We start from the raw sequence: 25,908 nt of genomic DNA, 5'->3' as shown, positions 1-25,908 counted from the left end.
CAACGGGCACTCGAGGTCTTGTGAAGGGAATCAAAAATGAAGCTGATCACGGCAATCGTCAAACCGTTCACCCTGGAGGACGTCAAGACGGGGCTGGAGCAGGCCGGCGTACTCGGCATGACAGTCAGTGAAGTTCAGGGCTACGGCCGTCAGAAGGGCCACACCGAGGTGTACCGAGGTGCGGAGTACTCGGTCGACTTCGTTCCGAAGGTGCGTGTCGAGGTAGTCGTCGACGACGCTGCCGTCGAGAAGGTCGTCGAGGTCATCGTCGAGGCCGCTCGCACCGGCAAGATCGGTGACGGCAAGGTCTGGGTTTCCCCGGTCGATTCGGTCATCCGAGTCCGCACCGGAGAACGTGGCGCCGATGCACTCTGACCCCAAAGGGTCTCGGGCCGGGGGCCCCGGTTCTGGCGCGAAAGCGTCAGGATCGGGGCCTTCGGTCTCCACGGGCTCCGCATCGAAGGGCACGAGCGATGCTGCAGCAGATCTCGCTCGCGCCAGAAAACAACTACTCGACGGCGGCACGCGCAACCGTCGCCTCGATGCTCCGTCGCTGAGGCAGGCTCTGGTCGATCTCCACGAGTTCTGGCTGACCACCAAAGGTGCCGAGCTGGGGATCAAACCGGACTCGGGCTTTGCGATCGTCGCTGTCGGCGGTCTGGCACGCCGTGAACTGCTGCCGTACTCGGATCTGGACCTGATACTGCTGCACGACGATCTCGAACCGCGAATCGTGGCCGAGGTCGCCGACAAGCTCTGGTATCCACTGTGGGACGCCCATATCAAGCTCGATCACAGTGTGCGCACGGTGCCGCAGGCCCTCCAGGTAGCGGCGGCCGATATGACGGCAGCGCTCGGGATGCTCGAGGCCCGTCATATCGCCGGTGACGTCGAGTTGAGCAATCTGCTCATCGGCGGCGTACGTCGCCAGTGGCGCACCGGAATTCGCGGACGGTTCGACGAGCTGATCGAGCAGACCCGCGGCCGGTGGGCACGTAGCGGTGAAATCGCGCACCGCGCCGAGCCCGAGCTCAAGAGTGGCCGCGGCGGATTGCGTGACGTACAGCTTCTCGACGCCCTCTCCATCGCCCAACTCACCGACGGTATGCCCGGTCTCGGCCCCGAATCGCCCGGTGGCGGTTTGGCATTCGCGCACGGAAGACTTCTCGACGTCCGCACCGAACTGCACCGTGTTGCCGGCCGAGCGCGGGATCAACTGCGCGCGCAGGACGCCGATGAAATCGGTGCCGCGCTCCGCATCGGCGATCGCTTCGATCTTGCACGCGTGCTGAGCGATTCGGCTCGCACCATCAGTTACTCGGTGGATGTCGGATTGCGTACTGCCGGCAATTCGCTGCCGAGGAAAGGTCTTTCACGTCTGCGTCGTGTCCCGGTTCGTCGTCCACTCGACGAGGGGGTCGTCGAACACGCCGGTGAGGTGGTACTCGCCCGTGACGCACGACCGAACAAGGATCCGGGCCTGATCATGCGCGTCGCCGCGGCATCGGCACAGACCGGAATGCCGATGTCGGCATCGACACTCAACCGGTTGTCGGACAGCGCACCCGAGCTCCGCGAGCCCTGGCCGAAGGAGGCGCTGAACGATCTGCTCGTGCTGCTCGGATCGGGTCGCAAAGCCATTGCGGCCATCGAAGCGCTCGATCGAACCGGCCTGTGGGGCCGACTCATTCCGGAGTGGGGCGCAGTGCGCGACCTGCCGCCGCGAGATGCGGTGCACACGTGGACCGTCGATCGGCATCTGGTCGAAACTGCTGCCTACGCAAGCGCTTTGACCACCAGGGTCGCGCGTCCGGATCTGCTGGTTCTCGGTGCGCTGATACATGACATAGGCAAGGGGCGCGGCGGCGACCACAGCGTCGTCGGTGCAGATCTCGCAATCCAGATCGGTAACAGGCTCGGGCTGTGGCCGTCCGATGTGGCGCTGCTGACGTCGATGGTGAGATACCACCTGCTGCTGCCGGAGACCGCCACCCGACGCGACCTCGACGACCCTGCAACCGTGCAGACCGTCGTCGACGCACTCGGTGCCGACACCATCCTGCTGGAGCTGCTTCATGCTCTCGCCGAAGCGGATTCGCTCGCCACGGGTCCCGGAGTCTGGGGGGACTGGAAGGCGTCGCTCATTCGCGAGCTCGTGCGACGCTGTCGATTGGTGATGGCGGGGGAGTCTCTGCCATCCCCGGACCCACTCGACCCGGCTCACATCGAGCTGGCCGCGCGGGGAGGTGTGCACGTCGATATCGCGCCGACCGACGGGCTCCACACCTTCGTCGTCACGGTCGTCGCGCCCGACACCCCGGGACTGCTGTCGGACGCTGCCGGAGTCCTGGCGCTGCACTCGCTGCGCGTGCTTTCTGCCTCGCTCGGCAGTCACGAGGGGTCGGCGATCAACTCGTTCGACGTTGCGCCGCTGTTCGGAGCTCCGCCGCAGGCCGGTCTGCTCCGGCAGGAGATCATCCGCGCTCAGGCCGGAGAACTCGACCTCGTCGCGGTACTCGACGCCAAGGAACGCGACGCCAGAGCCGAGACCGTCGAGGACGACGGCGAGGATTCGGCGGTACCGGTTCTCTACGCGCAGGCTCCGCCTCGGGTGCTCTGGTTCGACGACCACGAACCAGGCCAGGTAGTGCTCGAACTTCGAGCAGAAGACCGGCTCGGACTTCTCTGCAGGCTGGCCAGTGCCATCGAACAGCAGGGATCCGATATCCGCTGGGCTCGAGTGTCGACACTGGGCAGCTCGGTGGTCGATTCCTTCTGCATCGACCTGGCGGGAGCGGACAGCAGGGCGGTCCGAGAGGATCTCGAACGAGCCTTGCTCGCGGTTGTACCGGCCCCGGAACCGCCCAAGCCTCCGGAGAAGCCCGAGGGCACCTGACCGCTGGTCGCAACACAACCGCAAACCGACACTCCGTGGTGACTTGTCACGAAGTTACGGCCGGTGGGTTTACCCCCGATATCAATTTGTTATGTTCGTCACCACACGCAGGACGACTCGGCGAGATCACATCCGCAGACTCCACACCGCCGGAACAAAGAGTCGTTTCTGCAGGCTCCACTGCTGCTAATGCGAGAGGCACGAACTGTGGGATCCCACCGACGGTCGAACATCTACACACCGGCCGACACAGCAACGGATACGACGCCCGGTAAGCACCGCGCCGCAGAAGTGACCCCGGACACCGGTCGACGGGCCGCGACCATAGTCGCGGCTACCGGTGCGATCGTCGTCGGCGCGACGTCGATGGGGGCGGGTACCGCGGGCGCCGCTCCGATACCCGAGCCGCCCGCCGCAGGTTTCCCCTTCGCCGTACCGGAGGGGCTGCTCCCCTCGGGATTCGAGCTACCGCAGTTCGTCCCCCCACAGTTCGAGGTTCCGCAGTTCGAGGTTCCGCAGTTCGTACCCCCGCAGTTCGTACCCCCACAGTCGGCACCTCCGTCGCAGCCCGCATCTCCGGAGTCGACGCCCTCCGAGGCCGCACCGGCAGCGGAGCCCAGCGCCGCACCGAGCCCGGGTCCGCTCGCTGCATTCGGAGTGGCCGATCCCGGTGCTGCAGCGCAACAATGGCTCGACGACGTGGGTCTGGGTCAGCTGGGTACCGGTGGTGCGTCACCGCTGGAGAGTCTGCGTTCGCTGAAGAAAGCCACGGTCCAGCCCGTGGCGGGCGTGCTGACGTCCAATTTCGGATCGCGATGGGGCGCCCAGCACAGCGGCCTCGACATCGCGGCACCCATCGGGACCCCCATCTATGCGGCCGCCGACGGCACGGTGTCCGACGCGGGCCCGGCATCCGGGTTCGGTCTCTGGGTGAAGGTGAAGCACGACGACGGCACCGAGACGATCTACGGGCACGTCAACGATTTCTCGGTGCAGACCGGTCAGCGCGTGTCGGCCGGCGAGCAGATCGCCACGGTGGGCAATCGTGGCCAATCGACCGGTCCGCATCTGCACTTCGAGGTGCACGATCCCTCGGGCGTCAAGGTCGATCCCGCATCGTGGCTCTCGACGCGGGGAGTGGCAGTGACATGGAACGATTCCGCGCGCAACGCCTGACTCGGCGCCATCTCCGAGCGACACGTCCGTCTGTCGAACGACACGGCTGCCGCACGCCCCAGCGACGGCAGGTTGTGCTGGCGCTAGTCTGGTGACCGTGCCGGATTCGGCTCGTTTTCGGTGATCGGCTAGCTCAGGAGTGCAATCGGTGTTCGAATCCCTTTCCGACAGGTTGGCCGGGACTCTCAAGGACCTGCGTGGCAAAGGTCGACTGTCCGGTGCGGATATCGACGCCACGGCCCGCGAGATCCGTCTGGCCCTGCTCGAAGCGGACGTGGCCCTGCCTGTCGTGCGGGAGTTCATCAACCGCATCAAGGTCCGTGCCAAGGGCGCCGAGGTATCGGGCGCACTCAACCCGGCGCAGCAGGTAGTCAAGATCGTCAACGAGGAACTCGTCGGCATTCTCGGCGGCGAGACCCGCAGACTCGTCTTCGCCAAGAACCCGCCCACGGTGATCATGCTCGCCGGCCTGCAGGGTTCGGGTAAGACGACGTTGGCAGGAAAGCTGGCCAAATGGCTCAAAGGCCAGGGCCACACTCCGTTGCTCGTTGCCTGCGACCTGCAGCGCCCCGGTGCCGTCAGCCAGCTTCAGATCGTGGGCGAGCGCGCGGGCGCAGCTGTGTTCGCGCCGCATCCCGGCACGTCGATCGGCGGCGGTGACAACGCACTCGGTGTCTCGGCTGCGGATCCCGTCGAGGTCGCGCGAGCCGGCATCGCCGAGGCGCGGAGCAAGCAGTACGACGTGGTCATCGTCGACACCGCCGGCCGCCTCGGCATCGATACCGAGCTGATGAGCCAGGCCGCTGGGATTCGCGATGCGGTGGAGCCGGACGAAACCTTGTTCGTTCTCGACGCCATGGTCGGCCAGGATGCCGTCAGCACCGCCGAGGCGTTCCGCGACGGAGTCGGTTTCACCGGCGTCGTGCTCACCAAGCTCGACGGCGACGCTCGTGGCGGCGCAGCACTCAGTGTCCGCGAGGTGACCGGGCAGCCCATCATGTTCGCGTCGACCGGCGAGAAGCTCGAGGATTTCGACGTCTTCCACCCCGATCGTATGGCCAGCCGGATCCTCGGCATGGGCGACGTTCTCAGCCTCATCGAACAGGCCGAGCAGCACTTCGACGCCGAACAGGCCGAGGCGACCGCCAACAAGATCGGCTCGGGACAGCTCACGCTCGACGACTTCCTCGAGCAGATGATGGCCGTCCGCAAGATGGGGCCCATCGGAAATCTGTTGGGCATGTTGCCCGGTGCGGGTCAGATGAAGGAACTCGCCAACGTCGACGAGAAGCAACTCGACCGCGTTCAGGCGATCATCCGCGGCATGACGCCGCAGGAGCGAACCGACCCGAAGATCATCAACGCATCGCGGCGACTGCGTATAGCGAACGGCTCGGGCGTCAAGGTGTCCGACGTCAATCAGCTGGTGGATCGATTCTTCGAGGCACGCAAGATGATGTCGGCGATGGCCGGGCGCATGGGTATGCCGGGCGCGCGCAAGCAGGTGCGGAACAACAAGAAGGGCAAGAAGGGCAAGAAGGGTGCTCGCGGCCCGACACAGCCGAAGATCCGCGGTGGATTCCCCGGAATGCCGGGCGGAATGCCGGCGGGAATGCCCGATCTGTCGTCCATGCCCAAGGGCCTCGACCAATTGCCACCAGGGCTGGAGGGCATCGATCTCTCTCAGCTGAAACTGCCGAAGAAGTAAGCGCCGCACGTGTCGGCGATGCGGGTGCGGGGCCGCGGACTGCCGGACGGGTCCGAGATCGATCTCTGGATCGACCACGGTCTCGTCTCCGTGGAGCCGATTGCGGACGCGGATTTCGTGCACGACGGTGGTTGGATTCTGCCCGGTCTCGTCGATGCCCACTGTCATGTAGGAATCGAATACGGCGGGGGCCACACGGACCTGAGCGGCTCGATCCGACAGGCACAGACCGAGCGAGGCGTCGGCGCGTTGCTGCTTCGCGACGCCGGGTCTCCGGTCGACACCCGCGAGTTGGACGAGCGGGACGACCTTCCCCGGATCATCAGAGCAGGCCGACACATCGCATCGCCGAAGCGGTACATACCGGGTCTGGCCATCGATATCGAGGACGAGTCGCAGCTGCCCGAGGCAGTTGCACAGCAAGCTCGGTTCGGTGACGGCTGGGTCAAGCTCGTCGGCGATTGGATCGATCGCTCGGTAGGCGATCTTCGGCCGCTGTGGAACGACTCGATCCTCATCGACGCCATAGCCGCTGCTCATGCCGAGGGCGCGCGGGTGACCGCCCATGTATTCGGCGAGGATGCGCTCCCCGGACTGATCGCGGCGGGAATCGACTGCATCGAACACGGCACCGGTCTGACCGACGAGACCATCGAGATGATGGTCGAGCACCGAACTGCGCTGGTGCCGACGCTCATCAACATCGAGACGTTTCCCGGAATCGCGGACTCCGCCACCCGATACCCCGTCTACGCCCGGCACATGCGGGCGCTGCACGCCCGCGTCGCCGACACCGTCGGACGGGCCCATGATGCCGGGATCTCCATCTATGCGGGAACCGATGCCGGTGGGTCGATCGCCCACGGTCGCATCGCCGACGAGGTCGCGGCACTCGCGCGCGTCGGACTCTCTCCGACGGACGCCCTCGGTGCTGCCTGCTGGGACGCTCGGTCCTGGCTGGGACGACCGGGGCTCGAGCACGGCGCACCCGCAGACCTCGTCGTCTACTCCGAGGATCCGCGTGGAGGACCGGACGTGCTGGCCAACCCGGAGCTGGTGATACTGCGCGGACGCGTGACCGACAGAGGAGCCCGCACGACGAGAAGATCGGAGGCCGGTGATGACTGATCCGTACAACAGCGGCGGGCAGTTCGACCCGAACCGCCCGAGTTGGGCCGGATTGGCACCGATGAATCACGTTCAGCAGCAAGGCTCGGGACTGTCCGAGACCTACTGGCGGGCCGAACAGGCCGCTCACCAGCGTCGACTCGGCCAGCGATGGGGACTACCGGCGGCAGCGCTCGTTCTCGGCCTCAATCTGGCGGGCTTCCTGCTTCTCGGACTCGTCGTGACGACCGAGACCTCCTCTCTGTTCGTCGTGGGCATCATGATTCCCAGCCTGCTCGCCGCCGGACTGGCTGTGGCGATCTCGATGTCTCGTGGCAACGGTCCCGTCGTGGATTTCGGTCTTCCCAGATCCAGTTCCGAACTGCTGGGTCAGGTTCGATCCGGACTGGCATGGGGTGGTGTCGCCGTGGTCGGCGGTCTACTGCTCGCGCTGGTGCTCTTGTCGAGCCTCGACCTCGAGGACCAGACCCCACTGGGCAACGTCACGGATACGGCTGTCGGATGGAAAGTCGCTCTGGCCGTATGGATCTGGATCGGCGCACCGATCTGCGAGGAAACGATGTTTCGCGGCATGCTGTGGGGCGCGCTCGAGAAGCGCACCCGCCCGATGCCGATGGCCTGGCTGGGCAATCGATGGGTGGTCCTGGCGATCACGGCGGTCGTGTTCGCCATCTGGCATCGCGAATGGTGGCGCTTCGTGATTCTGCTGTGGGGCGGGCTGGCAATCGGCATCGCCAGAATGCGGACCGGCTCGATCGTGGCGTCGACCACGGCCCACTCGATGAACAACACTCTGCCTGCTCTCGTGATCCTGCTTGCTTGAACGAGTCGTTGCCGAGGGCGATTCACGGTTCGCGGTGCTCGTCTGGCAGAATGAACAGCTGTTCGCCCGTCTTCCGGTTACGTACCGCGCGGCGGTCACAACAACCTTCAACGCAAAACCGGGTTCGCATGCCGTGTGAACCGCTGAATTGCGCCGTGACCAACTTTCGAAAGGCTCCACCAGAACATGGCTGTCAAGATCAAGCTCATGCGTATCGGCAAGATCCGCACCCCGCACTACCGCGTTGTCATCTCCGATGCTCGTACCCGCCGTAACGGCCGTGCGATCGAGACCATCGGCACGTACGAGCCCAAGCAGGACCCCAGCGTCATCGAGATCAACTCCGAGCGTGCGCAGTACTGGCTGGGCGTCGGCGCGCAGCCGACCGAGCCTGTCGAGGCCCTGCTGAAGATCACCGGCGACTGGCAGAAGTTCAAGGGTCTGCCCGGCACCGAGGGAACCCTCCGCCTCGCCGAGCCCAAGCCGTCGAAGCTCGACCTGTTCAACGCCGCACTGGCGCAGGCAGATTCCGAGCCGCAGGGCGAGGCCACCACCGCGAAGAAGAAGAAGGCTCCGAAGTCCGACGACGCCGCTGCGGAGAGCACCGACGCTGCAGCAACCGAGACGGCAGACGCGCCGGCCGCCGAGGCTGCTGAGAAGTGAGTGCCGTTGTCGCCGATGCCGTCGAACATCTCGTTCGCGGCATCGTCGCCAATCCCGATGACGTTCGCGTCGAGATGATCACCGGCCGTCGTGGTCGCACTGTGGAGGTTCACGTTCACCCCGACGATCTGGGCAAGGTCATCGGTCGCGGCGGTCGTACCGCCACGGCGCTGCGCACACTCGTCTCGGGTATCGGTGGTCGCGGCATTCGTGTCGATGTGGTCGACACGGACCACTAGGTCACGCACACAATTATGGAGCTGGTCATCGGCCGTGTTGCAAAGTCGCACGGCATCAAAGGCGAAGTCGTCGTCGAGGTTCGCACCGACGACCCCGACGACCGCTTCGCAGTAGGGACCGTTCTTCGCGGCCGCAAGCCTCGATCGAACGCTGCTCCCGCCTCGTACACGGTGGATGCCGTCCGGGAACACTCCGGGCGGCTTCTGCTGCGTCTGAACGGCATCGACGACAAGACGACCGCGGACCAGATCCGCGGAACGTTGTTCATCGTCGAGTCGACGGACTTGCCCCCGTCCGACGATCCGGACGAATTCTACGATCACGAACTCGAAGGACTCACCGTCGTTCTGACCGACGGCTCGGCAGTGGGAACGGTCCGCGAGGTCCTGCACTCGGCAGCGGGGGAGTTGCTTTCCATCCGGCCTGCCCCTGAATTCGGTCGTTCCGCAGGCTCCACTCCTGCTGCGACGTTCGGCGGAGACACACGCGCCGAAATTCTCGTTCCCTTCGTGGCCGCGATCGTGACGTCGGTGTCGTTGGCCGACAAGACGATCGAGATCGATCCGCCCGAGGGCCTGCTGGACCCGGAGTAGATCGTGCGCCTCGACGTCGTCACCATTTTTCCCGAATACCTGACTCCGCTGCGAACTGCTCTGTTGGGCAAGGCAATCGACCGCGGTCTTGTCTCTGTGGAGGTTCACGATCTGCGATCGTGGACCCATGACGTGCACAAGGCCGTCGACGATTCACCCTATGGCGGCGGACCGGGGATGGTCATGAAGCCGACGGTCTGGGGCGATGCCCTCGACCACGTACTGACCGAGGATTCGCTCCTCGTCGTTCCTACTCCCGCCGGTGTTCCGTTCACCCAGCGCACGGCCGAACGGTGGTCCACCGAGCAACATCTCGTGTTCGCGTGCGGCCGGTACGAAGGAATCGATCAGCGGGTCTTAGACGACGCGTCGCGCCGCGTACGCGTCGAAGAAGTCAGTATCGGCGACTACGTGCTCATCGGCGGCGAGGCGGCCGTCCTGGTGATGGCCGAGGCGGTGGTTCGACTCATGCCCGGAGTACTCGGCAATCAACAGTCGCACCAAGAGGATTCGTTCTCCGATGGTCTGCTCGAAGGGCCGAGCTACACGCGTCCGGCCCGGTGGCGCGAACTCGACGTTCCCGACGTCCTTCTCTCCGGCGATCACGCGAAGATAGCGGCATGGCGTCGGGCTCAGTCGTTGACACGGACCGCCGAGCGTCGCCCGGATCTGCTCGGCGACTGAGCAATTCAGCTGATCGTTCCGCCGGGAAAGAGCATCGAGACGAATCCGGTGAGAGTGTCCCTGGCGTGTAGGGCGCTGGCGTCGTCACTCACGTCCACCACCGCGGTGTCCGGATAGCTCTCCATGTCGTCGGCGTAGAAGATGTCTTCCCGTGACGACAGAGCGAGGACGTAGCGATTGTCGACCCCGATCGTGCCGGTCGACAAGTGCACCCACCGATCGGAAACACAGCACATCCAGCCCTGCTTGACGGCGTGCACGCTCTCGCCCGGTAGACCGTCGACGATTCCGAAATGCTGTTTGTAGCCGTCTGCGGCAATCGGTGCCGAACGCCGCAGCATGCCGATTACGACGTCCGTCGACGCAGTCGTCAGTCCGCCGCTGCCGTTGAGCAAGCCTGCGTAGTACCCGACCAGGTCGCCCGGCGTTGTCTCGGTGTTGTACCACTGATCGTCGCCCGGTGCCGTCGTGCGTTGCAATCCGTATCGGGCCGCGACCGCGCGGACAATGTCGGACGTGCCGTAGCGGTACCACAGGGTATAGGCGGCGTTGTCGTCGGAGAGCTCCAGCATGCTGGTCATGGTGGCCAGTTCGTCGGCCGAGACTGGGCGGTTCTCCGACTGCGCTCGGAACATCACTTCGTCGGCGATGAAGAGCTTGGACACCGACGCGGTTTCGACCTGTGTGTCGGCGTTGCTGCTGTAGAAAGACCCGGTGTCGCGGTCGAGCAACGCGAAGTCGACGTCGGCACCTCGGGCCTGCGCCGACGCGATCGCCATGGGGATTCGGGCTTCCAGAGCGACGCCGTCGACCTTCTGCATGTCGGGAAAGGGCGACGCGGAGGTCTCGGCGGTTGCTTTTGCAGCGGAGTCGCCGGGTTGATCGTCCGGTGGAACCGAGCAACCTGCGGTGAGGAGCAGGGAGGCGCAGACGACAGTCAGGAATCGAGACACCCTGACCATGCGTGCATCTCTCCCAGACGTTGAACCGCTGACCGACCTGTCCCACAGTAGCGGTAGGGTCCATCGCCGTGACCACTGCTCTGAAATCTGTGAACAAGCGCATAGCCGAAGAACTCGACGTTCGTGAGGAACAGGTTCGGGCCGCCGTAGAACTGCTCGACGGCGGCTCGACGGTCCCGTTCATCGCGCGGTACCGCAAGGAGGTCACCGGCACCCTCGACGATGCGCAGCTGCGTCAGCTCGACGAGCGGCTGCGGTACCTCCGTGAGCTCGACGAGCGCAGAGACGCCGTCATCGAATCCATCCGTGGTCAGGGCAAGCTCGACGACGCCCTCGAGCAGTCTCTGATGCTCGCCGATACCAAGGCGCGCGTCGAGGACATCTATCTGCCGTTCAAGCCCAAGCGTCGGACAAAAGCCCAGATTGCGCGTGAAGCGGGGCACGAGCCCGTGGCCGATGCCCTGTTCTCCGACCCCACGACGGATCCGGCGCAGTTCGATCAGGAGCAGCTCGACGGCGCGCGTGCGATTCTCGTCGAGCGTTTTGCCGAGGATGCCGACCTGGTGGGTGAACTGCGTGAACTCATGTGGACCTCCGGCAAGCTCGTTGCCACGGTCCGCAAGGGCAAGGAGGAGGAGGGTGCCAAGTTCTCCGACTACTTCGAGTTCTCCGAACCCTTCACGAGCCTGCCCTCGCATCGCATCCTCGCCACCCTCAGAGGCGAGAAGGAAGAAGTACTCTCGCTCGGATTCGAGCCCGAGCGCGAAGAACCGACGCCCGGGGTGCCGAGCGTCTACGAGGGTCGGATCGCCACCAAGTTCGGGATCGCGAATCGAGGACGGCCCGCCGACAAATGGCTGCTCGATACCGTTCGATGGGCGTGGCGTACCAAGATGCTGGTCACGGTCTCCCTCGATACCCGTATGCGACTGCGTCAATCCGCCGAGAAGGACGCCGTCGACGTGTTCGCGAGCAACCTCAAGGACCTGCTGCTCGCCGCGCCGGCGGGCAACCGCACCACGATGGGACTCGACCCGGGCTTCCGTACCGGCACCAAGGTTGCCATCGTCGACGCGACCGGAAAGGTCGTCGACTACGACACCATCTATCCCCACAAGCCGCAGGGCAAGTGGGATCAGGCGCTGGCCACTCTCGCCGGCCTCGCGGCCAAGCACGAAGTGGAGCTCATCGCCATCGGAAACGGTACGGCGTCACGTGAAACCGATTCCCTGGCAGCAGAATTGATTGCCAAGTTCCCGGCTGCGAATCTGACCAAGGTGGTGGTCTCCGAGGCCGGTGCCTCGGTCTACTCGGCGTCGGCGTACGCCTCGAGTGAACTGCCCGAACTCGACGTCTCGATCCGCGGCGCGGTCTCGATCGCTCGCAGACTGCAGGATCCGTTGGCCGAGCTGGTCAAGATCGATCCCAAGTCCATCGGCGTCGGCCAGTACCAGCACGACATCTCCGAAACCTTGCTCGCTCGCTCTCTCGGGGCCGTCGTCGAGGATGCGGTGAACGCGGTCGGTGTCGACGTCAACACAGCGTCGGTGCCACTGCTGTCGCGGGTATCCGGAATTGCCGGCTCGCTCGCCGAGAGCATCGTGGCGCACCGCGACCAGAACGGACCGTTCGCCAGCCGCAGCACCCTCAAGGACGTACCGCGCCTGGGCCCCAAAGCTTTCGAGCAGTGCGCCGGGTTCCTCCGCATCTCCGGGGGAGAGGATCCACTCGATCGCTCGAGCGTGCACCCGGAGGCGTACCCCGTAGTGCGCCGCATCGTCGGCAAGGCCGGCGTCGGAGTGCGCGAAGTGGTCGGCAACACGGCCCTCCTGCGCCGCCTCGATCCCGCGGAATTCGTCGACGAACGATTCGGGTTGCCCACTGTCACCGACATCATCTCCGAGCTGGAGAAGCCGGGACGCGACCCGCGTCCGGAGTTCAAGACCGCTACTTTCGCGGCCGGTATCGAGAAGGTGGCCGACCTGAAGCCGGGGATGACGCTCGAAGGCGTCGTGACCAACGTGGCGGCATTCGGTGCTTTCGTCGATGTCGGTGTCCATCAGGACGGTCTCGTTCACGTCTCTGCGATGTCGCACAACTTCGTCAAGGACCCGCGTGAGGTCGTCAAATCCGGCGACGTCGTGCGCGTCAAGGTCATGGAGGTCGACCTCCCTCGTCAGCGCATCGGGTTGAGTCTGCGACTGGACGACGAGCCTGGGGCCTCCGCCGGAAAGGACGCCCCACGTGGACAACAGGGCGAACGTCCGCGGGGCCAAGGGCGAGCCGGCGGTGCCGACCAGGGCAGTCGTGGACGAGACTCACGTCCCCAGCGTGAACGCCGCGGCGGCGGCCAGCAGGCCGCACCGGCGGCCGGCTCGATGGCCGACGCGCTGCGGAAGGCCGGATTCGGAAAATAGCGACGGCTCGGTGGTCGATGCCGTCCTGGGCGGCACGGATCACGAATAGTGTGAAGTCCGACTCGCCGGTCGTTCGGTAGGAAGGACGTGAGACGCACGTGAGGTGGTTGCAACACGGGGTCATCGATCACGGTCGTCTGCCACTGCTGTGTTTCCTCCTGGGACTGCTACTGGGTTTTCTGCTGATCCGTCTCAGCGTCAGGATGATTCGCGCAGATGTGAAGTGGTGGCCCGGCAACATCACTCCCGGTGGGCAACACATACATCACGTCGTGTTCGGGATCGTGTTGATGCTGCTGGCAGGGATCGGCCTGATCGCGGTGTACGTCGACGGATCGCAGACGATCGGCGCGGTGCTGGCCGCCGTCTTCGGCATCGGCGCTGCGCTCGTTCTCGACGAGTTCGCGTTGATCTTCTACCTCCGCGACGTCTACTGGTCGGAACAGGGCCGCACGTCGGTCGATGCCGTCTTTGCGGCCCTGGCGTTCACCGGTTTGCTGCTGCTCGGCTTCCATCCGTTGGAGCTGTTGAGCCCGGCAGACTTTCGGTCCGACCCCGATCCGTGGGTGCGCAGCGCGCTGGCGGTCTTGGCGCTGATCAACCTGGCCCTGTGCGTGATCGTCCTGCTCAAGGGCAAGATCTGGACCGGGTTGGTAGGGCTGTTCGTACTGCCGATCCTCGTGTTGGCGGCGATTCGGTTGAGCCGACCGAGCGCGCCGTGGGCGAGGTGGCGCTACACCAGCAGGCCGAAGAAGATGGAGAGAGCTCTGCGGCGCGAGAAGCGCTGGCGCAGACCGCTCATCAGAGCCAAGATCTACTTGCAGGACGCGATCGCGGGCAAGCCCAGCATCGTTCATGCACGCGAGGCCACCGAGGACGAGCTGGCGCGTGTCGTGGTGCCGGCACCGGTGTCGGGCGCCGGCGTCTCACCCCGCGCGGAGTCGATTTCGCCGTAGGCATGATGGTCTGGCACAATGGTCGGGTTGCCTCTAGCAGGCACGGACCTCACTCGGAGTACGAACCAGTCGAGCCGCGCAGTGCGCGAGCCGCTCGGTTCCTCTACTCAAGCGCAGAACGCAAGGATGGCACAACCGATGAACACTCTGGACTTTCTCGACAATCAGTCGCTGCGTGGCGACATCCCCGATTTCCGCCCCGGCGACACCCTGAACGTGCACGTCAAGGTCATCGAAGGCTCGAAGGAGCGTATTCAGATCTTCAAGGGCGTCGTCATCCGACGTCAGGGCGGTGGCGTTCGCGAGACGTTCACGGTTCGGAAGGTCTCGTTCGGCGTCGGCGTCGAGCGCACCTTCCCGGTGCACAGCCCCAACATTGCGCAGTTCGAGGTCCTCACCCGCGGTGACGTCCGTCGCGCCAAGCTCTACTACCTCCGCGATCTGCGTGGCAAGGCTGCCAAGATCAAGGAAAAGCGCTGACCGGTTCCGCCCGGCTCCACATAGCTCCCATCATGCCGCGTCGCCCCTTCGGGCGGCGCGGCATGATGCGTCTCGGCCGGTCCGAAACGCCGGTGCACAGACCGTCCGGCCGTGCAGACGAGCGTTCCGGCTAACCTGTTGACGTGACGCAGTCCCCACAGGATCCGACCGATGAGCCCGACGACGAGTCTTCGCAGAACAAGCGTCGGGATCGCAAGCCCCGATCGTTCTGGCGAGAGCTTCCGATTCTCATTCTGGTAGCGCTCGTGTTGAGTTTTCTGCTCCAGACATTCGTCGCTCGGGTGTACTTGATCCCGTCCGAATCGATGGAGCCGACTCTGCACGGCTGCGCGGGCTGTACCGGCGACCGGATCGTGGTCGAAAAGATCGGTTACCGCTTCGGAGACCCGAAGCCCGGCGACATCGTCGTCTTTCGTGGTCCGGATTCGTGGAACGACGAATTCGTCTCGCAGCGCTCCGACAATTCGATTGTCCGCGGGGCTCAGGAAGTGGGCTCCTTGATCGGCGTCGTCGCCCCGGACGAGAACGATCTGGTCAAACGCGTCATTGCAACCGGTGGTCAGACCGTCGAGTGCTGTGACGATCAGGGCCGAGTACTCGTCGATGGGAAGCCGTTGGACGAGCCGTACATTCAGATGGATTTCCCGTTCGCCCCGGGGACGATGACCTGTGACACCGAACTGAAGTCGGGACGATGCTTCGACCCGGTGACCGTTCCGGAGGGCAACATCTGGGTGATGGGAGACAACCGGAGCAACTCACGAGACTCCCGCTATCACATCACGGACGAATTCACCGGTACCGTTCCGCTCGACAACGTGATCGGCAAGGCCGTCTTCATCGCGCTGCCACCGTCACGGACCGGCCTCCTGGATTCTCCCGACATCCAAGGTCGATGACGACGGCCCCCCGCCGCGTGCCTCGTGCACGAGCGACTCTGACGCGGTCGTCGTGGCCGCCACGTCCGGTCATCCGGCGGGCTGCCGGTTTGCGGACGATGGAGTCGGCCTTGGAGCGCGGAGGTCTCGGGCCGGTTGCGGGTGTGGACGAAGCAGGTAGGGGAGCGTGCGCCGGTCCGCTGACGGTGGCGGCCTGCGTACTCGGCGCACGAGCCCACGCAGCGCTGGCCGATCTGGACGACTCGAAGAAGTTGACCGAGCGTCGGCGCGAGGAACTGTTCCCCAAGATCCAGAAGCTGGCTCTGGCATGGAGCGTGGTGTTCATCGATGCTGCCGAGGTCGATCGCATCGGGGTGCACGTCGCGAACATCGAGGGAATGCGTCGCGCAGTTGCCGGGCTCGGAGTGCCCCCCGGGTACGTGCTCACCGACGGCTTTCGGGTGCCCGGCCTGCCGGTTCCGTCACTACCGGTGATCGGCGGCGACGCCACCGCCGCGTGCATCGCTGCCGCGAGTGTGCTGGCGAAGGTCTCACGCGATCGGCTGATGGTGCAGATGGACGAAGAGATTCCGGGCTACGGGTTCGCCGTCCACAAGGGCTACAGCACGCGGGGTCATTCGGCCGCCATGATCGCTCTCGGCCCCAGCCGAGAACATCGAATGTCGTATGCGAATGTCGCTGCGGCGGCCGCGGGCTCGGCTGGGGATCCACCTGTGGGTCGTGCCGCAGGCACCACTCGGAACGGCGACGCCGTGGGGCGAATGGACTGCCGCGACGCAGGTGCGCGATGATTGCTTTTCACGCCCGACTGGAGGATGAAAGAGACCGATGAGTGCCGAAGATCTCGAAAAGTACGAAACCGAGATGGAACTCTCGCTGTATCGCGAGTATCGGGACATCGTGGGTCAGTTCAACTACGTGGTCGAAACCGAACGTCGGTTCTATCTGGCGAACTCCGTCGAACTCATTCCGCACAACGCCGACGGTGAAATCTACTTCGAATTGCGGATGTCGGATTCGTGGGTGTGGGACATGTATCGCCCCGCCCGTTTCGTCAAGCACGTCCGAGTGATCACGTTCAAGGACGTCAACATCGAAGAGTTGGACAAACCAGACCTTCGCCTTCCGGAATAGCTCGCCGCGGCGAACGCCGCGGCACGCGGCAGTCGACGACGGCTCGCGGGCGTGTGAAACACACCAGGCCTCGCGCCGACGAGTTGCCGAACCGGTGTTCGCCGATTACGACCGTGATTGTTCGAGAAATTGGACAGCCGACCAAATCGTTCCGCATGTCCTGTTTCATCGTCGGTTTCGACGGGGGCCAGCTCCGGCAGGTAACGGCACGGTAGATTCTCGTTGCGAAAGTAACTGCGTAACAAAGGCATTCGATTTCGACGTCTATTTTCTCGAAATGTGCTGCCATATCCGGACTGATATTCGCCGATTCGACACGTTGCGTAACACCTGCACTTCTTTGCGCCGATACGAGAATCGGTGGTAGAACTTGAATATCACATCCCCCAGACGTGTAAGAGGTACGAGATGGCACGCAAGACGCTTGTGCAGATGATCGACGATGTCGATGGATCGGTAATCAAAGACGGCCAAGGTGAATCCATCGAATTCGGCATCGGTGGAAACCAGTACCGCATCGATTTGAACCTCAAGCATGCAAACGAATTGCATGAACAGTTGGCTTTCTGGATCGAGCACGCAGAGAAGGTCTCCGGACGCCGTACCCGTAAGGGCGGCGCTGCTCCGGCACCGGCTCGCGGAAAAGTCGATCTTCAGGACATTCGGGCCTGGGCACGCGAGAACGGCCACGAGGTCAGTGCTCGCGGCCGCATCAGTCAGGACGTGCAGGCGGCATACGAGGCCGCCCACTGATCATCCGGTAGCGCCGACTTCGTCGGTGCCCCGAAACGCTCCACCGGCACCCGTTTCCTGGTGTCGACGCTCGGCATCAGCTCCGTCCGAATTCTGAATTCGGGCGGAGTTTTGTGCGTGGGGGCCACTGCCACCGGGCTGTTGTAACTCGCCGACGTTGCCACTCGCCCACGCTGTAACACGAAGGTCCGACAATGCCGACAATTTGTCCCCGCACATCTGCCCGTTCGTGCACAGGCGAGCAGTTGTCCACAGGGTAATCGCCCACCTGCGCATTCTTTGTTTCTCCTCGATTCGGACGTGCCACCTTCGGTAGCACCGAATCGGCCGCGAAGTACGGCCGGAGAGTGGAGGAATGCGGATATGGCGACCAATCAGGAACTCGGTGCGCGCGGTGAGGACCTCGCGGTGCGCCATCTCGAGGACATCGGGCTCGAGGTGATCGAGCGGAACTGGCGGCATCGATCCGGTGAGCTCGACATCATCGCGCGCGAGGGTGACACCATGGTTTTCGTCGAGGTGAAGACGCGTTCGGGAATCGGTTACGGAACGCCGGCCGAGGCTGTGACGTACACAAAGCAGGTGCGGATCAGAGGGCTTGCGCTGTCGTGGCTTGCCCTGCAACAGGGTCCGTGGGTGCAGATCAGATTCGACGTGATCGCGATCGTGGTCGGGAGAGACGACAATCCGGTGATCACTCACATCCGGGCTGCGTTCTGATGCCGCTCGGGAGAGCGCATTCGGTTGCGGTCAACGGTGTCGACGGTGTGCTGGTGGAGATCGAAGCCGACATCGGGCAGGGCTTGCCCGGCACTCATCTGGTCGGTCTGCCCGATACCGCGCTGAACGAGTCGCGAGATCGCGTGAAAGCTGCCGTGAAGAACTCGGGTGGCACGTGGCCGGACAGCCGGGTGATTCTCGCGCTGTCGCCCGCAACGTTGCCCAAGGGTGGATCGGTGTATGACCTCGCTCTCGCGTTGTCTGTTCTCGATGCGGCGAAGGCCATCCCGCGCGGGAGTCTGTCGGAGACGGTGTTTCTGGGCGAACTCGCTCTGGACGGCCGGCTCAGGGCAGTTCGCGGGGTCTTACCCGGGGTGCTTGCGGTCAAGGGTGCAGGTTGGCAACGGGTGGTGGTCCCGATGCAGTGTCTACCCGAGGCGGGCCTGGTGGACGGTATCGACGTGCTGGGCGCAGGCTCGCTCGGGGATGTCGTGGCGTGGCTTCGCGGCGAGCAAGCCCTGGAATCGCCGGTGCCGACCGAGTGGCATCAGGAGATCTATCCGGATCTCAGTGATGTAGCCGGGCAGGCGGATGCGCGGTGGGCTCTGGAAGTAGCGGCGGCCGGAGCACATCACATCATGCTGACCGGTCCGCCGGGAATCGGCAAAACAATGCTGGCGCAGCGTCTTCCGGGAATTCTGCCGCCGCTGACCGAGTCCGAGGCGCTCGAGGTGACGGCCATCCATTCGGTGGCCGGGTTGTTGACCACCGCGCGACCGCTCATCACATCGCCGCCGTTCATTGCACCTCATCATTCGACGTCGGTGAGCGCTCTGGTAGGTGGTGGAACGGGAATGGCCAAGCCGGGAGCGGTCAGTCGCGCACATCGCGGAGTCCTGTTTCTGGACGAGTGCGCCGAGATGAGCGTTCGCGTACTGGAGGCTCTGCGGACTCCGTTGGAGGACGGTGAGATTCGCATTGCTCGTCGAGACGGTGTGGCGAGATATCCGGCTCGATTTCAGCTGGTTCTGGCGGCGAATCCGTGCCCGTGCGCACCTGCGCGACAGGTCGATTGTGTCTGTGCGCCCACTGCTCGGCGCAAATATCTCGGAAAGCTCTCGGGGCCGTTGCTGGACCGTGTCGATCTCCGCATACAGATGATGGGCGTCGCGACGGGAGCACTGGTCGACGAGGTGGGGGAGGGAACGAGTGAGATCCGCGCACGCGTGACCGGAGCCAGGGACGCGGCCGCCCACCGGTGGCAGGATTTCGGCTGGAGAACAAATGCAGAAGTCCCGGGACCTGCGCTACGGCAACGGTTTCGGCTGGCGCGCTCGACGCTCGCGCCGGTGGAGCGTGCGCTGCGGAACGGATCGTTGACCGCGCGGGGAGCAGACAGGGCGATACGGGTGGCGTGGACGCTGAGCGACCTCGCAGGTGGCACGGTTCCAGGTGCCGACGAGGTCGGTGCAGCACTGGATTTCCGCGACAGGGGAGTGGCATGACCCACGACGCACGCCGACTCGCGTGGGCATATCTGTCGAGGGTGGCGCAGGGCCCGCATCGACTCGTGGTCGACCATGCCGCGGCGCACGGCCCGGAAGCGGCCGCTGCGGCGGTGCGGGCAGGCCGATTGGGCGAGCGGCTCGAGGTACGTGCCCACATCGACACCGCTGCAGCCGATCTCGATCACATCGGCGCGCTGGGTGGCCGGTTGATCACTCCCGACGACGACGAGTGGCCGGCGTGGAGATTCCTCGGCTTCGACGGATCGGGTCTGACCGCAGGGGTGGACACCTGTCCTCCGATTGCGTTGTGGGCGCTAGGAAGTCGGCCCGTCGCAACTGCCACCGAACGATCGGTGTCGATCGTGGGGACCCGTGCATCGAGCCCGTACGGGGATCACGTGACCGCAGAAATTTCGGCAGACCTCGCACTCGACGGTTGGACCATCATTTCGGGAGCGGCCTTCGGGATCGATGCCGCGGCGCATCGGGCGGCTCTCGGAGTAGAGGGAACGACGATGGCGGTGCTCGCCTGTGGCGTCGACCGTGCGTATCCGGCGGGGCATTCGCGATTGCTGCGACAGATAGCCGATCACGGGCTGGTCCTGAGCGAATACGCACCGGGCACCACCCCTGCCAAGCATCGCTTCCTCGCTCGCAACAGACTCGTTGCGGCACTCGGATCGGCAGTGGTGGTGGTCGAGGCAGGGTGGCGCAGCGGGGCTCGCAACACTGCGGCATGGGCCAAAAAACTGGGTCGTCCGGTACTCGCGGTCCCCGGACCGGTCACATCACCGACGTCCAAGGGGTGCCATCGCATGATCCGCGACGGCGAGGCCGTGCTGGTGTCGAGCTCGCACGATGTCGTTGCCGAGGCCGGTGCCCTCGGGTCGCCGGAGGAATGGCGGCCCGATCTCTTTCGTGAGACGGATGCGCTCTCGGAGACCGGATTGTTGATCTACGACGCGTTGCCGGCAACCGGGTCGCTGTCGAGCCGCGAGTTGTCCGAACAGTCCGGTGTGCCGATCGGCAAGGTGCGCGCTGCACTGCCTGTGCTGGAAATGGACGGCTTCGTTGCCAGCGACGAGACGGGGTGGTTCCGCGTGGTGCGGGGATGAACACCACGTTCGCCGAGCCTCGAAGGTAGGGTGTTAGGTAATGCTTAGTCGGTGCAGCACGCATCGACGTCGTTCGCTCGAAGAGGGGTCCGAAGTGTCACGCAAGAAAACCACCCTGTCCGTCCTGCGCACCGAGGCGCTCACCCCGCACATGTACCGGGTGTACCTCGGCGGAGACAATTTCGACGACTTCGACGCGATCGACGAGACCGACGCCTACGTCAAGCTGTTCTTCGGAACCGACGACGATCCGATCATGCGCACCTACACCGTTCGATCCGTCGACACGAGTGCGCGCGAGATCGCGATCGACTTCGTGGTGCACGGCGACGAAGGAGTTGCCGGGCCGTGGGCCACCAAGGCGAAGTCGGGGGACGAGATGTCGTTCTTCGGCCCGTCCGGCGGGTACGCCCCTCGACCCGACGCGGACTGGCATCTGTTCGCAGGTGACGAATCGGCGATTCCCGCTATTTCGGCCGCCGTGGAGGCGCTGCCCGAAGACGCCATCGCCAAAGTCTTCATCGAAGTTGCCGACCGTCACGACGAGATCTACATGGAGACGCTCGCCGTCGTCGATGTCACCTGGGTTCACCGGGGTGCATCCTCGAACGACGTCAGCGACGACCTGGCCGGCGACAACGCTCCCTTGATCGCAGCAGTCAAGGGTACGGAATGGCTGCCCGGCCAGGCACAGGTTTTCGTGCACGGTGAGGCGCAGGCCGTGATGCACAACATCCGGCCCTACATTCGCAAGGAGCGTGGGGTCGGTGCCGAGTGGGCATCGATCTCGGGCTACTGGCGTCGAGGGCGGACCGAGGAGAACTTCCGAGTGTGGAAGCGCGAGCTCGCGCAGGCCGAAGCCGGTGTCGACGCCTGAACGGGCGACGGCTCGTGACGGTCGGCGTGTCCGGTTGTCGCGGAGCGTGGGAGCGCTCAAGCTGAGCCGATGACCGATTCGCTGCCGCCCCACCTCGGCATCCACATCGAAGAGTTCGCCGAACACCTTCGACTCGGTCGAGAGCGCTCCGAGCACACCATCCGCGCCTACGTCGCGGATGCTCGATCGCTCCTCGCGCATCTCGCGGACTGCGACCCCGAAGCGACCATCGCCGATCTCGACCTCCGCGCTGTGCGCTCCTGGTTGGCGAAGTATTCGGCGGCCGGCGCGGCCAGAACCTCGATGGCCAGGCGAACCTCGTCGGCGCGGACCTTCGGCAAGTGGCTCGAGCGGGTGGGAGCGGTGCAGGTCGGGCCCGCAGAACGGCTGGCAGCACCGTCGAGTCACCGGACTTTGCCTGGTGTACTGCGCCACAATCAAGCGGCCGAGGCGTTGGCCGCTGCCGAATCGGGTGCTGCCGAGCTAGATCCGATCGCGCTGAGAGATCGGCTCATCGTCGAGTTCCTGTACGCAACCGGGGTCCGCGTCGGAGAGCTGTGCGGACTCGACATCGACGACGTCGACACCGATCGCCGCCTGATTCGCGTTCTGGGTAAAGGAAACAAGGAACGCTCTGCGCCGTACGGCATGCCGGCAGCAGACGCTCTGGAGAACTGGCTCGTCAGTGGCAGGCCGGAGTTGGTCGATGAGCGATCCGGGGCCGCGCTGTTGCTGGGTAGGCGAGGTGGGCGGCTCGACCAACGGCAGGCCAGAACAGCAGTTCATGCGGTGCTCGACGCCGTTCCCGGTGGCCCCAGCCTCGGTCCGCACGGCTTGCGCCACACAGCAGCGACCCATCTCCTCGAAGGCGGTGCCGATCTCAGGGTGGTGCAGGAGTTGCTCGGGCACGCCTCCCTCGCGACCACGCAGATCTACACCCACGTATCGGTCGAACGGTTGCGCGCCGTGCACGATCAGGCTCACCCCCGAGCGTGAGTCGAGCGTCGGCGGCGCTACGTTTGGTAGCGTCATCACCGACCAACAAGACCGAATACGGGGGACCGTGGACCGCGACCGACCGCAAGGTACTTCGGAGCCGTGGTCGATGCATGGCCGTCAGGACTTCGCGGCGCACGGCCAGGAGCCCGGCGACCGAAGCGGCACGGCACCGGAGAACGGTTCTCGGCCCGCACCACCGGAACCGATTCCGCGATCACGTTCGACGCCTCGGCAGCCGCCACCCTGGCAGACGCCCGATTCGATCGACCGACGGACCGTTCCGCCCCGATACAACCCACCCGTGCCGCTCGAGCCGGGGCCGGTGGCCGCAGAGCCCAACCGACACTTGCCCGCACAGTCGCGGCCCGAGGAGTTCCCGGCACCGACAGGAGGTTGGTCGCCCCAACCGTGGGCGGGTGCCCCCAATCCGTATCGGCCCAACAGTCAGGACCTCGGCGCGGATTCGCTGCTCAAGCGTCCCAAGCGAGCGTCGAACTCCGGATGGCGTCGAGGCGTTCACCGGCTGACCGGTGGTGTGATCAATCCGGGTGAGTCGACCGCAGAGGAGCGGTACCGAAATCAGGTCGAGCGCATCCGCCAGCCTGTGCTCGGTGACTACCGGATCGCGTTCCTCTCGCTCAAGGGTGGTGTCGGCAAGACGACGACCACTCTCGGCCTCGGCTCGACGTTCGCGTCGTTGCGGGGAGATTGTGTCATCGCAGTGGACGCGAACCCCGATTTCGGCACCCTCGGAGAGCGGGTTCCGCGGCAGACGTCGTCTACCGTCCGAGACCTGTTGGCCGCCGCACCGAACATTCGGCGCTACTCCGACATTCGCGAGCACACCTCGCAGGCACCGAGTCGACTGGAAGTGCTTGCGGGAGAGCGCGACCCGGCGGCGTCGGAAATGTTCGGCGAAGAGGACTACCGAGCCGTCATCGACATGCTGCAGGTCTACTACAACCTGATCCTGACCGATTGCGGAACCGGCATCATGCACTCGGCGATGAACGGTGTGCTCCAACTGGCGAACGCGCTGGTTCTGGTCAGCTCGCCGGCGGTCGACGGTGCGCGCAGTGCAGCGGCGACATTGGACTGGCTCGAGCTGCACGGTTACGGACACCTGGTCGAGCGAACGGTAGTGGTGATCAGCTCGGTTCGTCCCGGCTCGTCGGCAGTGGACATGAACCTGCTGCAGCAGCATTTTCTCGAGCGCTGTCGAGCCGTCCTCGTCGTTCCGTTCGACGAGCATCTGGCCGAGGGTGCCGTGGTCGATCTCGACATGTTGCGCCCCCAGACCAGGAGCGCATTCGTCGAGCTCGCCGCCATGGTCGCGGACGATTTTCCCGCAGCGTCCGGCAGGCACTCCGGCCCCCCGCGCTGACGGTCACCGGCTCGGTCCGTCCACTGGTTTCAATCTGATCGGCCGTGTGCGCACCAGAGCCGTCGGATCGAGGTATTCGCGGCCCCGCCTGATGCCCCAGTGCAGACATGCGGACGAGCAGCCCTCGTGTCCGGACGCCAGTGAACCCAGCACCGTTCCGCGGCGGACCCGGGTTCCTGCTGTAACCGAGGCCGTCACCGGCTCGTACGTCGATCGCAGTCCTCCCGGATGGTCCACCGACACGACGGGTTTTCCCGCGATCGAACCGGCGAAGACCACCGTGCCGTCGGCCACCGCCAGTACCGATCGGCCCTCCTCGGCGGCCAGGTCGACACCGCGGTGTCCGGGAAGCCAATTCTGGTCGGGGCGGTCGAACGGGGTGACGATTCGGGGCTTCGGTTGCAGCGGCCAGGCGAAGTCGCCCGGGGCGGCCGATGCCACCGCCGTCGAGAGCGAGAGGGCGACCACGACGCCGATCGACGATGCTCGTAGTGCGAGACGAATGTTCACCCGTCGACCATCTCCCGAATCCGAGCACACGAACGACAGCGAACGTCGATTGTGGACGGCGGACTTGTTTGTCCACAGGTAGCGGAATCTCTTGACAGTCGGGCCTGGTTATGACGGGGGGCGCGGCAGGTCTACACTCGTCGATGCGGCCTGTGCGTGCACGGGTCGACTTCGCGCGTCCGCTTTCTTCGCATCGACTGCCACGGCAGAACTACCGATACGAGAACCGGTTGTCGGCGGTCCTGAGGATCCTCGAGATCCGCAGGTCCGGCAACTCCAGCGGCCGCCAGGGCAGAGGTCACCGACACTCTGCGTCAACCGCACCATCGAAAGAGAGTTCTTCAGCCATGGCTGTAGTAACAATGAAGCAGCTGCTCGACAGCGGCACACACTTCGGACACCAGACCCGTCGCTGGAACCCCAAGATGAAGCGATTCATCTTCACCGACCGCAACGGCATCTACATCATCGACTTGCAGCAGACTCTGACCTTCATCGACAAGGCCTACGAGTTCGTCAAAGAGACCGTCGCCCACAATGGCACGGTTCTGTTCGTCGGAACCAAGAAGCAGGCACAGGAGTCCATCGCCGCTGAGGCGACCCGCGTGGGCATGCCCTACGTGAACCAGCGCTGGCTCGGTGGCATGCTCACCAACTTCCAGACGGTGCACAAGCGTCTGCTCCGCCTCAAGGAGCTCGAGGCCATGGAGCAGACCGGTGGCTTCGAGGGACGCACCAAGAAGGAAATCCTCATGCTCACGCGTGAGATGACCAAGCTCGACCGCACCCTCGGTGGCATCCGGGACATGGCCAAGGTTCCGTCGGCCATCTGGATCGTCGACACCAACAAGGAGCATCTCGCCGTTGCCGAGGCTCGCAAGTTGAACATCCCGGTCATCGCGATCCTCGACACCAACTGCGATCCCGACGTGGTCGACTACCCGATCCCGGGCAACGACGACGCGATCCGTTCCGCTGCGCTGCTGACCAAGGTCGTCGCATCCGCAGTCGCCGAGGGCGTGCAGGCGCGAGCAGGTCAGAACACTGCATCCGACGCCAAGCCCGAGGTCGGCGCAGGCGAGCCCCTCGCCGAATGGGAGCTCGAGCAGCTCCAGCAGGCGTCACCGGCAGCCGACGCACCGGCAGCAGAGGCACCGGCAACCGAGGCTGCGGCAGCAGAGGAAGCTCCGGCAACCGACGCTCCCGCTGCAGAGGCTCCGGCAGCAGAGGAAGCACCGGCCGCTCAGGCTTGATCGAATTCG

26 protein-coding genes are annotated in these 25,908 nt (G+C 64.8%); 24 read left to right on the top strand and 2 right to left on the bottom strand.

Annotated features, from left to right (window positions below):
* The first annotated feature begins 36 nt into the window (after positions 1-36).
* From CH294_RS24220 to trmD, 10 genes are all read left to right on the top strand, one after another.
* A complete protein-coding gene (locus tag CH294_RS24220) occupies positions 37-375 on the top strand; it encodes a P-II family nitrogen regulator (protein WP_019664269.1) in 339 nt (112 codons plus the stop codon).
* A complete protein-coding gene (locus CH294_RS24215; RefSeq protein ID WP_094618813.1) occupies positions 365-2,896 on the top strand; it encodes a [protein-PII] uridylyltransferase in 2,532 nt (843 codons plus the stop codon). Before CH294_RS24220 ends, CH294_RS24215 begins: the two co-directional genes overlap by 11 nt.
* Before the next feature lie 207 nt (positions 2,897-3,103).
* Complete coding sequence (locus tag CH294_RS24210) at positions 3,104-4,072, top strand: M23 family metallopeptidase (RefSeq protein ID WP_094739324.1); 969 nt, start codon at positions 3,104-3,106, stop codon at positions 4,070-4,072.
* 148 nt (positions 4,073-4,220) lie between these two features.
* Complete coding sequence (gene ffh, locus CH294_RS24205) at positions 4,221-5,780, top strand: signal recognition particle protein (RefSeq protein ID WP_032403595.1); 1,560 nt, start codon at positions 4,221-4,223, stop codon at positions 5,778-5,780.
* Positions 5,781-5,798: 18 nt separating this feature from the next.
* Positions 5,799-6,908: an amidohydrolase family protein gene (locus CH294_RS24200; RefSeq protein ID WP_094739323.1), complete on the top strand. Its 1,110-nt coding sequence runs from the start codon at positions 5,799-5,801 to the stop codon at positions 6,906-6,908.
* Entirely contained in the window at positions 6,901-7,731 is an 831-nt protein-coding gene (locus tag CH294_RS24195) for a CPBP family intramembrane glutamic endopeptidase (RefSeq protein WP_094739251.1), read from the top strand. The genes CH294_RS24200 and CH294_RS24195 overlap by 8 nt, the downstream gene beginning before the upstream one ends.
* Positions 7,732-7,917: 186 nt before the next feature.
* Positions 7,918-8,394 carry a 30S ribosomal protein S16 gene (gene rpsP, locus CH294_RS24190; RefSeq protein ID WP_032377037.1) on the top strand — a complete coding sequence of 159 codons (477 nt, stop codon included), beginning with the start codon at positions 7,918-7,920 and terminating at the stop codon, positions 8,392-8,394.
* On the top strand, positions 8,391-8,633 hold the full coding sequence (locus CH294_RS24185; RefSeq protein ID WP_008717313.1) for an RNA-binding protein: 243 nt from the start codon (positions 8,391-8,393) through the stop codon (positions 8,631-8,633). Before rpsP ends, CH294_RS24185 begins: the two co-directional genes overlap by 4 nt.
* Before the next feature lie 15 nt (positions 8,634-8,648).
* Entirely contained in the window at positions 8,649-9,227 is a 579-nt protein-coding gene (gene rimM, locus CH294_RS24180) for a ribosome maturation factor RimM (RefSeq protein WP_094739250.1), read from the top strand.
* Between the two features lie 3 nt (positions 9,228-9,230).
* Positions 9,231-9,911, top strand: a complete 681-nt coding sequence (gene trmD / locus CH294_RS24175) for a tRNA (guanosine(37)-N1)-methyltransferase TrmD (protein WP_094739249.1) — start codon at positions 9,231-9,233, stop codon at positions 9,909-9,911.
* A 5-nt stretch (positions 9,912-9,916) separates the two neighbouring features.
* On the opposite strand, the gene CH294_RS24170 is transcribed toward trmD, so the two are convergent.
* Entirely contained in the window at positions 9,917-10,873 is a 957-nt protein-coding gene (locus tag CH294_RS24170; RefSeq protein WP_094739248.1) for a serine hydrolase, read from the bottom strand.
* 68 nt (positions 10,874-10,941) lie between these two features.
* Between CH294_RS24170 and CH294_RS24165 the strand changes: the two genes are divergently transcribed.
* From CH294_RS24165 to CH294_RS24105, 13 genes are all read left to right on the top strand, one after another.
* Positions 10,942-13,290: a Tex family protein gene (locus tag CH294_RS24165; protein ID WP_037151394.1), complete on the top strand. Its 2,349-nt coding sequence runs from the start codon at positions 10,942-10,944 to the stop codon at positions 13,288-13,290.
* A gap of 107 nt (positions 13,291-13,397) precedes the next feature.
* Complete coding sequence (locus CH294_RS24160) at positions 13,398-14,246, top strand: hypothetical protein (RefSeq protein ID WP_094739322.1); 849 nt, start codon at positions 13,398-13,400, stop codon at positions 14,244-14,246.
* Between the two features lie 138 nt (positions 14,247-14,384).
* On the top strand, positions 14,385-14,726 hold the full coding sequence (gene rplS / locus CH294_RS24155; protein WP_032378188.1) for a 50S ribosomal protein L19: 342 nt from the start codon (positions 14,385-14,387) through the stop codon (positions 14,724-14,726).
* A gap of 143 nt (positions 14,727-14,869) precedes the next feature.
* The gene (gene lepB, locus CH294_RS24150) at positions 14,870-15,646 is read left to right on the top strand and encodes a signal peptidase I (RefSeq protein ID WP_094739247.1); all 777 of its coding nucleotides are present in this window, start codon (positions 14,870-14,872) and stop codon (positions 15,644-15,646) included.
* The gene (locus CH294_RS24145) at positions 15,643-16,437 is read left to right on the top strand and encodes a ribonuclease HII (RefSeq protein ID WP_212709828.1); all 795 of its coding nucleotides are present in this window, start codon (positions 15,643-15,645) and stop codon (positions 16,435-16,437) included. The genes lepB and CH294_RS24145 overlap by 4 nt, the downstream gene beginning before the upstream one ends.
* Before the next feature lie 37 nt (positions 16,438-16,474).
* Positions 16,475-16,780, top strand: a complete 306-nt coding sequence (locus CH294_RS24140) for a DUF2469 domain-containing protein (RefSeq protein WP_008717288.1) — start codon at positions 16,475-16,477, stop codon at positions 16,778-16,780.
* 408 nt (positions 16,781-17,188) lie between these two features.
* Positions 17,189-17,533 carry an Lsr2 family protein gene (locus CH294_RS24135; RefSeq protein ID WP_032377043.1) on the top strand — a complete coding sequence of 115 codons (345 nt, stop codon included), beginning with the start codon at positions 17,189-17,191 and terminating at the stop codon, positions 17,531-17,533.
* Between the two features lie 363 nt (positions 17,534-17,896).
* Positions 17,897-18,253 (top strand): YraN family protein, encoded by a 357-nt coding sequence (locus CH294_RS24130; RefSeq protein WP_032377044.1) that lies wholly within the window; start codon positions 17,897-17,899, stop codon positions 18,251-18,253.
* Positions 18,253-19,758 (top strand): YifB family Mg chelatase-like AAA ATPase, encoded by a 1,506-nt coding sequence (locus tag CH294_RS24125; protein ID WP_032377045.1) that lies wholly within the window; start codon positions 18,253-18,255, stop codon positions 19,756-19,758. Before CH294_RS24130 ends, CH294_RS24125 begins: the two co-directional genes overlap by 1 nt.
* Entirely contained in the window at positions 19,755-20,876 is a 1,122-nt protein-coding gene (gene dprA, locus CH294_RS24120) for a DNA-processing protein DprA (RefSeq protein WP_037151401.1), read from the top strand. The genes CH294_RS24125 and dprA overlap by 4 nt, the downstream gene beginning before the upstream one ends.
* Positions 20,877-20,970: 94 nt before the next feature.
* Positions 20,971-21,753 carry a siderophore-interacting protein gene (locus CH294_RS24115; RefSeq protein ID WP_094739246.1) on the top strand — a complete coding sequence of 261 codons (783 nt, stop codon included), beginning with the start codon at positions 20,971-20,973 and terminating at the stop codon, positions 21,751-21,753.
* Between the two features lie 69 nt (positions 21,754-21,822).
* Positions 21,823-22,749: a tyrosine recombinase XerC gene (locus tag CH294_RS24110; protein WP_094739245.1), complete on the top strand. Its 927-nt coding sequence runs from the start codon at positions 21,823-21,825 to the stop codon at positions 22,747-22,749.
* Between the two features lie 109 nt (positions 22,750-22,858).
* Positions 22,859-24,136: an AAA family ATPase gene (locus tag CH294_RS24105; RefSeq protein ID WP_249305475.1), complete on the top strand. Its 1,278-nt coding sequence runs from the start codon at positions 22,859-22,861 to the stop codon at positions 24,134-24,136.
* Positions 24,137-24,139: 3 nt separating this feature from the next.
* On the opposite strand, the gene CH294_RS24100 is transcribed toward CH294_RS24105, so the two are convergent.
* Complete coding sequence (locus CH294_RS24100; protein ID WP_094739244.1) at positions 24,140-24,646, bottom strand: M23 family metallopeptidase; 507 nt, start codon at positions 24,644-24,646, stop codon at positions 24,140-24,142.
* A gap of 347 nt (positions 24,647-24,993) precedes the next feature.
* On the opposite strand from CH294_RS24100, the gene rpsB reads away from it, so the two are divergent.
* Positions 24,994-25,899 carry a 30S ribosomal protein S2 gene (gene rpsB, locus CH294_RS24095; protein WP_032403189.1) on the top strand — a complete coding sequence of 302 codons (906 nt, stop codon included), beginning with the start codon at positions 24,994-24,996 and terminating at the stop codon, positions 25,897-25,899.
* Positions 25,900-25,908 lie beyond the last annotated feature (9 nt).

This window comes from Rhodococcus sp. 14-2483-1-1, from assembly GCF_002259335.1.
Taxonomy (GTDB): domain Bacteria; phylum Actinomycetota; class Actinomycetes; order Mycobacteriales; family Mycobacteriaceae; genus Rhodococcoides.
This window is presented reverse-complemented; position numbering and strand designations above follow the sequence as displayed.